The 10,840-nt window shown below is 70.9% G+C and carries 10 protein-coding genes; 5 read left to right on the top strand and 5 right to left on the bottom strand.

Annotated features, from left to right (window positions below):
- The first annotated feature begins 182 nt into the window (after positions 1-182).
- Genes CAP_RS36170 through CAP_RS36160 form a run of 3 tightly spaced genes read left to right on the top strand, consistent with a single transcriptional unit; the run spans position 183 to position 2,354 of the window.
- The gene (locus CAP_RS36170) at positions 183-929 is read left to right on the top strand and encodes a hypothetical protein (protein WP_044249356.1); all 747 of its coding nucleotides are present in this window, start codon (positions 183-185) and stop codon (positions 927-929) included.
- 4 nt (positions 930-933) lie between these two features.
- Positions 934-1,827: a multinuclear nonheme iron-dependent oxidase gene (locus CAP_RS36165; protein ID WP_044249354.1), complete on the top strand. Its 894-nt coding sequence runs from the start codon at positions 934-936 to the stop codon at positions 1,825-1,827.
- Complete coding sequence (locus tag CAP_RS36160) at positions 1,824-2,354, top strand: hypothetical protein (RefSeq protein ID WP_231511902.1); 531 nt, start codon at positions 1,824-1,826, stop codon at positions 2,352-2,354. The genes CAP_RS36165 and CAP_RS36160 overlap by 4 nt, the downstream gene beginning before the upstream one ends.
- Here the strand turns inward: CAP_RS36160 and CAP_RS36155 are convergent.
- From CAP_RS36155 to CAP_RS36145, 3 genes are read right to left on the bottom strand one after another with little or no spacing between them, the layout of a single operon-like run.
- Positions 2,326-3,948, bottom strand: coding sequence for an ABC transporter ATP-binding protein (locus CAP_RS36155; RefSeq protein WP_081865618.1), 1,623 nt, complete (start codon positions 3,946-3,948; stop codon positions 2,326-2,328). The genes CAP_RS36160 and CAP_RS36155 overlap by 29 nt on opposite strands.
- Positions 3,938-5,008 carry an ABC transporter permease gene (locus tag CAP_RS36150; protein ID WP_044249352.1) on the bottom strand — a complete coding sequence of 357 codons (1,071 nt, stop codon included), beginning with the start codon at positions 5,006-5,008 and terminating at the stop codon, positions 3,938-3,940. Before CAP_RS36150 ends, CAP_RS36155 begins: the two co-directional genes overlap by 11 nt.
- Positions 5,009-5,017: 9 nt before the next feature.
- The gene (locus tag CAP_RS36145; protein ID WP_044249390.1) at positions 5,018-6,124 is read right to left on the bottom strand and encodes an ABC transporter permease; all 1,107 of its coding nucleotides are present in this window, start codon (positions 6,122-6,124) and stop codon (positions 5,018-5,020) included.
- Between the two features lie 345 nt (positions 6,125-6,469).
- Between CAP_RS36145 and CAP_RS36140 the strand changes: the two genes are divergently transcribed.
- The gene (locus tag CAP_RS36140; protein ID WP_044249351.1) at positions 6,470-7,282 is read left to right on the top strand and encodes a hypothetical protein; all 813 of its coding nucleotides are present in this window, start codon (positions 6,470-6,472) and stop codon (positions 7,280-7,282) included.
- A 55-nt stretch (positions 7,283-7,337) separates the two neighbouring features.
- On the opposite strand, the gene CAP_RS36135 is transcribed toward CAP_RS36140, so the two are convergent.
- A complete protein-coding gene (locus CAP_RS36135) occupies positions 7,338-7,928 on the bottom strand; it encodes a DedA family protein (protein ID WP_044249348.1) in 591 nt (196 codons plus the stop codon).
- Between the two features lie 154 nt (positions 7,929-8,082).
- Between CAP_RS36135 and CAP_RS36130 the strand changes: the two genes are divergently transcribed.
- Positions 8,083-8,874 carry an alpha/beta fold hydrolase gene (locus tag CAP_RS36130; protein ID WP_044249346.1) on the top strand — a complete coding sequence of 264 codons (792 nt, stop codon included), beginning with the start codon at positions 8,083-8,085 and terminating at the stop codon, positions 8,872-8,874.
- 110 nt (positions 8,875-8,984) lie between these two features.
- On the opposite strand, the gene CAP_RS36125 is transcribed toward CAP_RS36130, so the two are convergent.
- Positions 8,985-10,439 (bottom strand): serine/threonine-protein kinase, encoded by a 1,455-nt coding sequence (locus CAP_RS36125; RefSeq protein WP_044249345.1) that lies wholly within the window; start codon positions 10,437-10,439, stop codon positions 8,985-8,987.
- Positions 10,440-10,840: the final 401 nt, after the last annotated feature.

The raw sequence follows: 10,840 nt of genomic DNA, 5'->3' as shown, positions 1-10,840 counted from the left end.
GGGGCGGGGGCGGGGGCGGGGGCACACGCAGAGACAGGGACGGAGCCAGCGGGGGCTGGCGTCCTCCGTTGTGCGGCCATGCGATCAAAACTTCGGGCCACCCTGGCCGTCTCATGAGCAACCCGGTCACCGGGAACGAACGTGGGCGCGTGCTGTCAGGGCATGGACGAGGTGAGGGAACGATGAAGCGCAGACATCTCCTGGGGGCGGCGGCGGCGGGGCTGGCGATGAGCGCGTGGCCGTCGTTCATCCAGGAGGCCTTTGGCGGGAAGGGCGACGCCTCCTCCGGCGGGACTGCCGCGAAGACCCGCTCCAAGGCGAGCGTGGCCGTGCAGCGCGCGAAGCAGGCCCGGCGTCCGCTCCTGGTCTTCGTCATCCCGGCCGACGACAGCCAGAAGTACGACCGGGGGCGCGCCTTCGGCGAGCTGCTCAACCACGGCACGGACAAGGACCTCGCGCCGCTCTCGGACGTCGAGGTGGTCTGCGCGACCATGAGCGACCTGAAGAAGGTGGTGCCGGGCGCTGGCGAGGGGGACCCGCTCATGGTGCTGGTGAGGACCGATGGCGCCTCGCTCGCCGCGACCCAGCTCGACGCGGCGCTGCCCGACGACCCGTCGATGGGATCGATGCCCTGGGACGAGCTGGAGAAGGCCACGGAGCGCACCATCCAGAGCCGCATCGACGCCCTCGGCATGCTCCTGCGCAAGGAGCTCGGCGCCGACAGCAGGAAGCTCGAGGCCCGGGCGGCGAGCGTGCGCGCACGGATGGTCAGGCAGCCGCCGAGCGGCGCGCGCTGGGCCAGGGCGAGCGGCTGCGGGACCACGATCGAGGGTGAGGAGAACCGGGGGCCCCGCGTGGCGTGCGGGATGGGCCACGTGCCCGAGAAGAGCGGGCGGTTCCTCTACTTCTTCACGAACGAGTGGACCTGAGCGGGTGATCCCCGTCGGCTTCACGCTGCAGCCCGAGGAAGCGTTCCTCGACCTGCTCGGCGAGGTGATCCGCGACGAGGCCGACTACCACGAGATCACCCCCGAGACGCTCTGGTGGGCGCCGGACGAGGACGAGGCCCGCCTCGAAGAGAACGGGTTCCACGCGGTGTTCGCCGAGCTCGCGCGCCAGAGCGGCAAGCCGTGCGTGGGGCACGGCGTGGGGCTGTCGGTGGGGAGCGGCGGCGCAGAGGACGGCGCGCGACGGGCGCGCTGGATGCAGGCCATCCGCCGCGCGCACGCGGTGTTCGGGTTCCGGTGGTACACCGATCACCTCGGCATCAGCGCGCCCGCGGGGCTCGCCGCGGCGCTCCCGCTGCCGTTGCCGATGACGCGACACGCCGCAGGCGTCGTCCAGCAGAGCCTCCGCGCGCTGCAGGAGGTGGTGCCCGACGTGGGGGTCGAGAACACGGTGAGCTACTTCATGCTCGGCGATCCCCTCGACGAGCCGCGGTTTCTCGGGTGGATTCTCGACCTGCCGCGCGCGCATCTCCTGCTCGACCTGCACAACGTCCACACCATGGCGGTGAACCTCGGCTTCGAGCCCGAGGCGTACCTCGCGCGGCTCGATCTCGATCGGGTGATCGAGATCCACCTCTCCGGTGGCAGCCACAGCAACCCCGCGTGGTTGCCCTCGGGGCGGGTCTTGCGCCTCGATGGGCACGACGATGCGGTCCCGGAGGCGGTGTGGCAGCTCTTCGAGGAGGTGGTGCCGCGCTGCCGGCACCTGCGCGGGGTGACGCTGGAGCGCATGGAGGGCACCGTGGCGGGGCCCGACGACGCGCGTCAGGTGCGCGAAGAGGTGCGGCGCGCGCGCAGGACGCTGGAGCGGGGACGGTGAGGGGCGGAAGGGGCGCGCAGCACGCGCAGCACGCGCAGCACGCGCAGCACGTGGAGGATGCGCAGACCGAGCAGGACGCGCAGCACGTGGAGGATGCGCAGGACGCGGAGCGCGTGGAGCAGGCGGAGGGCACAGGGGGCGCAGGGCAGGAAGCCGAGACCCAGGAGCGGCTCGTCGGGGCGCAGGCGTTCGCGCGGTACGAGGAGGTGGTGGGGCGCGCCATGACCGCGCCCGATCCCGTGGCTGTCTTGCACGCGGCAGCGGAGGATCCCGCGCTGCCGCCCGGCTTGCGCAAGGCGCTGCGGGGGGTCGACGCGGACGGGGTGCGCATCGCGGCGCTCCTCGTGGCGCGGCTCAGGTTCGAGAGGCTCCTGCGTGGCTGTCCCGAGGCCGAGGCGTGGTTCGACGAGGACCCGGCGGGGTTCAGCGCGGCGTTCCGGCGCTACCACGCGGCGGTGCCACCGACGGCGTTCTTTCCGCCGGGCGAGGCGCGGCTGTTCAGGGAGTGGTGCGCGCGCCTGCCATGAGCAGGCCGAGCTGCTCGCGCGTCGCCTCGGACGCGTCGAGGATGGCGGCGATCTCGCCGCGGGACATCACCGCCACCCGGTCGGAGAGCGCCAGGATCTCGTCGAGCTCCGCGGAGACGAGGAGCACCGCGGCGCCGCTGTCACGCGCGGCGACGATGGCGCGGTGGATGGCCTCGATCGAGCCCACGTCGACGCCACGGGTAGGCTGGCTGGCGAGGAGCAGCGTCACGGGACGGTCGAGCTCCCGGGCGATGATCACCTTCTGCTGGTTGCCGCCGGAGAGGTTGGCGACCAGGGCGTCAGGGTTCGGGGGTCTCATGTCGTAGGTCTTCACGAGCGCCTCGGCGCGGGCGCGCACCGCCTTCTCGTCGCGGACGCCATGCGCGGCGAAGGGCGGCCTGTTCCAGGTGGCGAGCGCCAGGTTGTCGGCCACGGAGTACGAAGCGACGAGGCCGTGGCGCTGGCGGTCCTCGGGGATGTGGGAGAGGCCGGCGTCGATGAGCGCGCGCGGCGAGGCGGTCGTCACGTCGCGGCCAGCCAGCGAGATCTGCCCCTCCGTCGGGCGGCGGAGGCCGCTGAGCACCTCGGCGAGTTCGGTCTGTCCGTTGCCTTGCACGCCTGCGATGCCGAGGATCTCGCCTGCGTGCACCGAGAAGCTCACCCCGCGCACCGCGGGGAGCCCCTGGCCGTCGCGCACGTGGAGGTCACGGACGCGCAGCACCTCGTCGCCTGGCTGGGCTGGTGACCTGTCCGCCGTGAGCAGCACCTCGCGGCCCACCATCATCGTGGCGAGGCGTTGCTCGTCGGCCTCGGCGGGCGTCGTCTCGCCGACGACGCGCCCGGCGCGCATCACCGTGATCCGGTCGGCCACGGCGCGCACTTCCTTGAGCTTGTGGCTGATGATCACGATGGATGTGCCCCGCGCCTTGAGGCCGCGCAGCACCGTGAAGAGCTCCCCCACTTCCTGGGGGGTGAGCACCGCCGTCGGCTCGTCGAGGATGAGCACCTCGGCCTTGCGGTGGAGCGCCTTCAGGATCTCGACGCGCTGCTGGATGCCCACGGGCAGGTCGGCGACGCGGGCGTCGGGGTCGACGGGGAGCCCGTGGCGCTCGGAGAGGGCGCGCACCTCGGCGCTCGCGCGGCGGGGGTCGAGCATCCCGAAGCGGCCGGTGATCTCGGCGCCGAGGAGCACGTTCTCGGCGACGGTGAAGCCGGGGATGAGCATGAAGTGCTGGTGCACCATGCCGATGCCGAGGGCGATGGCGTCGCTCGGCGAGCGCAGGGTGACGCGCCGACCGCTGCGCCAGATCTCGCCCGAGTCGGGTGGGACCATCCCGTAGAGGATGTTCATCAGGGTGGACTTGCCGGCGCCGTTCTCGCCGAGCAGCGCGTGCACCTCGCCCTCCCTGAGGACGAAGTTCACCGCGTCGTTGGCGAGGGCTCCCGGGCAGCGCCTGGTGATGGCGCGGGCCTCCAGCGCGGGCGGCGGGGGGGGGACCGAGGGCGGGGGGGGGACCGAGGGCGTGGAGGACGCGGGGCGGTCCTCGTCGGGGCGCGCGTGCGCCTCAGGGTCGCGCGCCAGATCAGCCGTCATAAGGTTTGCCGTCGGCTGCGGGCGGCGTGGTCTTCCCGATCACGCCGGTCAGGATCAGCATGGTGAGCAGGTAGGGCAAGAGGCCCACGATCGACGAGTGCTGGAGGAACGACCAGGAGGGCGGGATCTGGTCGCGGAAGAGCTGCAGGTTGATCTGGAGGGCCTGGGCGGCGCCGAAGACCAGCGCCGCCGCGAAGGCTCCGGTGGGCGTCCAGTTGCCGAAGATCATCGCGGCGAGGGCGATGAAGCCGCGCCCGTTGGTCATCAGCGGCTCGAAGGAGGGCACGGATTCGAGGGTGAAGTAGGCGCCGCCGAGCCCGGCCAGGCACCCGCCGAGGATCACGCTCTCGTAGCGCAGCCGGCGCACGTCGATGCCCACCGTGGCCGCCGCGCGCGGGTGCTCACCCACGGCGCGGACGCGCAGGCCCCAGCGGGTCCGGAAGAGGGCGAGGTGCGCGACGACGACGAGGAGGATCGCGGTGAGGGTGATGGGCTGCTGCTCGAAGATGCGGCCGACCACCGGCAGGTCGGCGAGGCCGGGGAGGTGGAGGCGGGGCAGGACGCCCGGCGAGCGAGGGACCACGCCGCCGAAGGGGCCCGTGCGCTCGAAGAAGAGCTGCCGGTTGAGGAAGCCGGTGAGCCCCACCGCGAGGAGGTTGATCACCGTGCCGCCGATGATCTGGTCCACCCGGAAGGTCACCGACAGCGCGGCGTGGGCGAGCCCGAGGAGGCCGCCTGAGACGATCGCCATGGCGACGCCGAACGCGAGGCTCGCGCCCGGGGGCAAGCCCCATGCGGCGCTGGCATAGAGGGCACCGGCCCAGCCAAAGAAGGCCGAGCTGAGCATCATGCCCTCGATGCCGAGGTTCACGACGCCGGCGCGCTCGCACATCACGCCCGAGAGCGCTCCCAGGGTGAGCGGTGTCGCCACCGCGAGCGTGGTGGCGATCATGCTGACCACCACGTCCGCGGCAGCGACGCGCGGCGCCCCGGCCAGCGCCGCGGCGCCGACGAGCACCGCCACGATCAGGGTCACGAAGGCGAGCCGGCGAGATCCCATGCGCGCCGTTCAGCCTCCCCAGCCGCGCGTCAGCGTGAGGGGAGCCGCTCCCCCGCGCAGGCGGTAGAGCCTGCGCACGAGCCCGTCGGCGGCGACGAACAGCAGGATCAGTGCCTGGATGACCGAGATCACGTCGGCCGGGATCTGGGTGAGGTACTGCATGCGGGTCGCGCCGTTGCGCATCGCTCCGAACAGGAGGGCGCTGAGGACGACGCCCCCCGGGTGGTTCCTGCCGAGGAGGGCGACGGCGATGGCGTCGAAGCCGTAGCCCTGCGAGAACCCCAGCTCGTGCCGGTGGTTGAGGGCGGTCACCTCGATCGCCCCGCCGAGGCCCACGAGCGCGCCAGACATCGCCATGGTGAGCACCACGGTCCGCTGCACGTTCATCCCGGCGGCGCGCGCGGCGTCCGGGCTCGCGCCGACGGTCCTGATCGCAAAGCCGAGGGTGGTGCGCTCAAGGCCCCAACCGACGAGCGCCGCGAGCGCGAGGGCGAGCGGGAAGCCCCAGTGCACGCGCAGGGTGTCGACGAAGACGGGGATGCGCGCGCTCTCGGCGATGAGCGGGGTGCGGGCGATGACGTTGCCGGGGGTCGGGTCCTTGAGGGGCCCGTTCAGGAGGTAGCTCACCGCGTTCAGCGCGACGTAGTTGAGCATGATGGTGTTGATCACCTCGTGGGCGCCGGTGCGGGTCTTCAGCCAGCCAGGGATCGCTGCCCACGCCGCGCCTGCGGTCGCCCCGCAGAGAAGGGTGAGCGGGACGTGCAGCGCGGCCGGCAAGGTGCCGCCGAGGAGCGCTGGCAGGCCGTAGCCTGCCCACGCCGCAGCAACCGCGCCGAGCGCGAGCTGGCCCTCTGCGCCGATGTTGAAGAGCCCTCCCTGGAACGCGCATGCCACGCCGAGCCCCGCGAGCAGGTAGGGCGTGGTCCACACGGCCGTCTCGCTCAGCGCCCGGGCAGATCCGAAGGCGCCTTCGAGAAGTCCCGCATACGCTGCCAGAGGGTCGCCGCCCGCCGCGGCGATGACGCCTGCACCCACGAGGAGCGCGGTGAGCACCGAGAGCACGGGCACCGTGAGCGGCTCGACGAGGCGTCGGACCCTGGCGCTTGTCTCGCTCACGGAAGCGTGGCCATCGGGGAATTTTCCAGAGCGGAGAGCACCCTGCACGTCATCGTCACCTCCGAGGCGGGGCAGGCTACCCGAGCGCCCCCTCCCGGAGCCACCCTCCTGCACGGCGCGCAGGGCGCCTGGGGTTCCGCTCGCCACCACGACGACAGGAATGCCAGCGGGTGGTGGAGGTTCTATCCTCGACGGCGGGCTGACCTCGCGGCGTCGCTTTTGCGGCGTTCATGCTGACGAGAGGGCTCACGCGGTCAGCGCACTGCAGGGAGGTGAGGACAGGTGGCCCGGAATTCTCTCGCGTCTCACGCTGTGAGGAGGCTGCTGCGCACAGCGTGGACAGGGGTGCTCTGGGCCATAGAGGTCGCCTTCCTCGTCATCCTGTTCTTCGCAGTGGGGCTCATGGCGCTGGTGGTCATGTGCTTGCCTGGCTTCGCGGTCTGCGTGCTCTGCACCGAGTGGGTGCTGAAGGTGCCCGGGGGGGAGCCCTTCTTCTTCACGGCCTTCGGGGGGCTGTTCATCGGCACGTACATGGTCATCGCGTCGGTCCTCTGCGGCAGTCTCTCCCGGCGTCCTTCGCGGGCTGTCGCGCGCCTCGCGCCGCAGCGTGTCGGCGCCTCGCATCCCGGGGATCGGATCGCGGTCACGGGATATCTGGTCGATGGAAGGTCCATGCCGCCCGACAGGTGCAGCGATCCCGATGATTGGGTAACAGACGTGACGTGCGCGCCCACTCCGGCAGAAGGGGCAGCAGCGCCGCCCGAAGACGACGGCACGATCGGGTTTCCACTCGTGATCCAGGATGCGGATGGGACGCTGCTCCGCATCGAGCACTGGGACGGCACCCCGACGCCTCCAGTTCCGTCAGGGGTCGGTGTCTGGAAGGGTTTTCGCTACCGACGGGGTGCTGCCATGTTCGTGCTGGGAGAGCTGCAGCGAATTGAACGGGCAGGCGGTTACAGGGGGGAGGCCATCGCGTTCCGCCTCTGTCGCGGTACCGCAGCGGGCCGCAACGTTCTCAGCTTCGCGGTGCGCAGCGGGACCCAGGCGGACCTCGTGCGCGAGCTGGAGAGCGACGAGACGTCTCCAGCGTGGGCGCTTGCGTCCCTGGCCTTGCTCGCCCTGGGTGCCGTCTCGATCTTGCTCGCGCAGCCCTGAGCGTCTTCTGCTTGGCCACGACACGAGGTGGCGCGGTGACGTGCAGCCGGTGAGGTCAGCCGGTGGTGCTCTTGTCCGCAGGCGGGGCCGCGCTCCGGGCGGCACGGATGCGTCGGACGAGCCACACCACCACCCCCACGAGCAGAAGCCCGCCGAAGAGCCAGCCCTCGTAGCACCGTAGCTCCCCGAGGACGCGCTCGGCCATCTCTCCGAACAGGTACCCGAACCCGCCCACGAGCGCTGCCCACAGCGCCGCGCCCACCGCATTGAGGGGCGTGAACCGCGCGGCAGGCACGCCACTCGCCCCGATCACGAAGGGGCTCACCGTGCGCACGCCGTACACGAACCGGAAGCCCAGGATCATCGCCACGGGGTGCTGTTCGAGCCGCCTCCGCACCGCTTCTGCGCGGGCCTGCCACCTGGGTCGGTTCCGCAACCAGGCAGAGCCTCGCCGCCGACCGATCCAGTAGTACGTCTGATCTCCCACCAGGCTGCCCACGAACGCGGCGAGCATCACCAAGGGGAGCGAGAGGTACCCTCGGTGCGCGGCGAAGCCGGCGAGTACGAGGATCGTCTCGCCTTCGAGCAAGGTGCCAAGGAGCACCGCCCAGTACCCATACATGCCGAGGAGGTGCTCGAGGCTCATGGCACGCCGGTGGTGAGTGCTGTCGTGGCGCCTCTCCCCGTTCGACCTGCGCCGACTCTAGGCAATCACGGACCAGATTACAAATTCAATCGCCAGGGGATAGCACCGTGACCGCGCGGCCATTCAGGGCGCGTGGTGACCCAGGAGGTGTGTCATGGGACTGTCTCAAGCATATGGGCGCAGCGTCCGTGTGCAGGACGTCGAGATCCACGTCGAAGACCGAGGGCGCGGGGATCCGCTGGTGCTGCTGCACGGCTACCCGGGGACGGGCGCCGACTGGGCAGAGGTCTTCGACCTGGAGGGCTTGAGCCAGCGCTACCGCGTCATCGCCCCTGACGCTCGGGGACACGGGGGCTCGACGAACCCTTCGGGAGATTTCTCGCTCCGACAGTGCGCCATCGATCTTCTCGAACTCCTCGATCGCCTGCACGTCGAACGCTTCCGGGCGATCGGGATGAGCCTCGGTGCGAAGACGCTGCTTCACGTGGCGACGCGGGCGCCAGAGCGGGTGTCGTCCATGGTGCTCGTCTCGGCGACGCCGTACTTCCCACGCGAGGCGCGCGAGGCCATGCGCGCGGCGGCTGCCACGGTGCACACGCCCGAGGAGTGGCAGCTCATGAGGTCCCGCCACAGGCACGGCGATGCGCAGATCGAGGCGCTCTGGAGGCTCGCGGGGCGGTTCGCGGAGAGCTACGAGGACATGAGCTTCACGCCTCCTCACCTGGCGACGATCCGCGCGCGGACGCTGGTCGTGAACGGGGATCGCGATCCGCTGTACCCGGTCGAACTCTCGGTGCAGCTCTACCGGGCCATTCCGGAGGCATCGCTCTGGATCGTTCCCGGTGCTGGCCATGGTCCGATCTTCGGCGACGCACGGGAGCCTTTCGTCCGGACGGCGCTCGCGTTTCTCGACCACGAGGACACCGGGATCGCGTCGCGCACTTGAAGGGAGCTGCCCGGCGCTGCGCGAGAAGGCATGCTGCGCCAGGGTGCCGCGTGCACTCCTGGATGACGGCGGCATTTGTCCCGCAGGCGCGCTGCCTGCAGGGGCACGGCTCAGGCGCGAGGGGCCACCGAGCCGCGGACGATGAGGAGCCTGCCGGGGCCGTCTTCGAGGAGCAAGCCGCTCAGGCCATCGATCGCCTCGGGGGTGGCGCAGAGACCGAGCACGTCTTCCTGGGGGGTCCAGGCTCCCGGGCATGCCAGGGGGCCGCCGACGATCTCGGGGGTGAGCGGGCTCCGCACGAGCACCTGGTCGGCATGCAAGCAGACGTTGACGTGGACGCGGTCGTCAGCACCAGGGCGTCCGGCGACGCGGTCGTGGAGGTCGACCGCGAGTGCCAGGGCATCGGCGCGGGCGCGACGCTCTTTGCCACGCCCGCCGGGCAGGAGGCGCACCCCGAGCACCTCGTCGCCGGCGGTGGACACCACGCAGAGACCCGCTTGCCGCAGCGTGATCTCGGCGAGGTCGAGGGCGCGTCCCAGGTCGTCGGCGAGCGCGTCGTCGATCTCTTCGAGGGGGGCGTGGAGTCGAAGCACCACGTGGACACCCATGGCGTCGACGGAGAGCTCGGGTACGGTCTCGGGCACGGAGCCGGGGCGGAGCACGGCCTCTCGCAGCTCGCGGAGCATGGTCGTGACCGAGGGGAACCGGCGTTCGGGTTGCTTCTCCAGGCAGCGCAGCACCAGCGCGTCCAGCGCAGGTGCGAGGGGGGCCCGCTGGCTGGGGCGCGGGGGTGGCTCTTCGAGGTGCTGCCTGGCGAGCTCCATCGCGCTCGGTGCGTCGAACGGGAGCTGACCCGTGAGGAGGCGGTGCAGCAGGACGCCGAGCGCGTAGATGTCCACCCGTGCGTCGATGGTGCCGCCGAGGATCTGCTCGGGCGCCATGATGCTGAGGGTGCCAGGCGCGCGGCCAGCAGTGGTGAGGCCCGATCCCTCTCCAGGGTCCATGAGCTTGGCGATGCCGAAGTCGAGCAGCTTGACGGACCGGGAAGGGTCGTCGCCGACGAAGATGTTGTTGGCCTTGACGTCCCGGTGAACCACGCCTGCGTCGTGGGCAGCCTGGAGGGCAGCGCACACGGGCTCCAGCATCTGGAGGGCCTGTGCAGGCGACATCCTGCCGCCCGATCGGAGCAAGCTCTCCAGGGTCATCCCTTCGAGCCGCTCCATGACGTAGAAAGGTCGGCCGTCGTCCAGCGTGCCCACGTCGCGAATCGCCACGACGTTGGGGTGGTTCAGCCGGCGGATGATCTGCACTTCGCGGATGAAGCGCTCGACCATTTTGGGGATGACCGCCAGCTTGGCGTGTAACACCTTCACCGCGACGCGCTCTCCCGGTCGGGCCGTCGCGGCCTCGTCGTGACAATGGCGCGCCGAATACACGGCGCCGCAACCGCCCCGGGCAATGCGGGACTCGAGGAGGTAGGCTCCGGCGCACGAGCCCGCGGGGAGGTCTTCCACGAGCGGGAACCCGAGGACCTCGGTCAGCTCCTTCGTCAAGTCGCAGCCCATACCTCTATCCTCCTCTGCACTCCGGTGCGGACGCACGCACACGCTCCTCGGGGAGGACGCGGCAGCGCATTTCAGGGATGACGCCAGTATCCTAGTCCCTTTCTCGTTCCGTGCAGGCGCTGTCGTCCGAGAGAGGCAGTGTTTCGTGAGCGCCGGACTGCGACGATGCGGTGAATGGCGTTCGAAATCGAGGAGGGTGCGGTTCCTTCGGCGTCGAATCCGTCGTGGCCACGACGGCGGTGTCTGTCGCGCATGCTCGGGACGATCGTTTCGCGCACGCGTCGAAGTGCTCATTGATCCCTGGCCATCACCCGGTTCCCTCGGGATTGGCAGCGGAGGTCGGAGCAGCCCAGACCGTCCGGGTATGTCAGTCTGCTCGGGATAACGGTGGCCCCATGGAG

Origin of the sequence: Chondromyces apiculatus DSM 436, from assembly GCF_000601485.1 — a bacterium.
Taxonomy (GTDB): Bacteria; Myxococcota_A; Polyangia; order Polyangiales; family Polyangiaceae; genus Chondromyces; species Chondromyces apiculatus.
Note: the sequence above shows the minus strand (reverse complement) of the source record. Positions and strands in the feature narration are given on the sequence as shown.

Excerpts from the sequence above, each read along its gene's own strand:
- CAP_RS36170 (WP_044249356.1), top strand. The coding sequence starts at position 183 with ATGAAGCGCAGACATCTCCTGGGGGCGGCGGCGGCGGGGCTGGCGATG.
- CAP_RS36155 (WP_081865618.1), bottom strand. The coding sequence starts at position 3,948 with ATGACGGCTGATCTGGCGCGCGACCCTGAGGCGCACGCGCGCCCCGAC.
- CAP_RS36150 (WP_044249352.1), bottom strand. The coding sequence starts at position 5,008 with ATGGGATCTCGCCGGCTCGCCTTCGTGACCCTGATCGTGGCGGTGCTC.
- CAP_RS36135 (WP_044249348.1), bottom strand. The coding sequence starts at position 7,928 with ATGAGCCTCGAGCACCTCCTCGGCATGTATGGGTACTGGGCGGTGCTC.
- CAP_RS36130 (WP_044249346.1), top strand. The coding sequence starts at position 8,083 with ATGGGACTGTCTCAAGCATATGGGCGCAGCGTCCGTGTGCAGGACGTC.
- CAP_RS36125 (WP_044249345.1), bottom strand. The coding sequence starts at position 10,439 with ATGGGCTGCGACTTGACGAAGGAGCTGACCGAGGTCCTCGGGTTCCCG.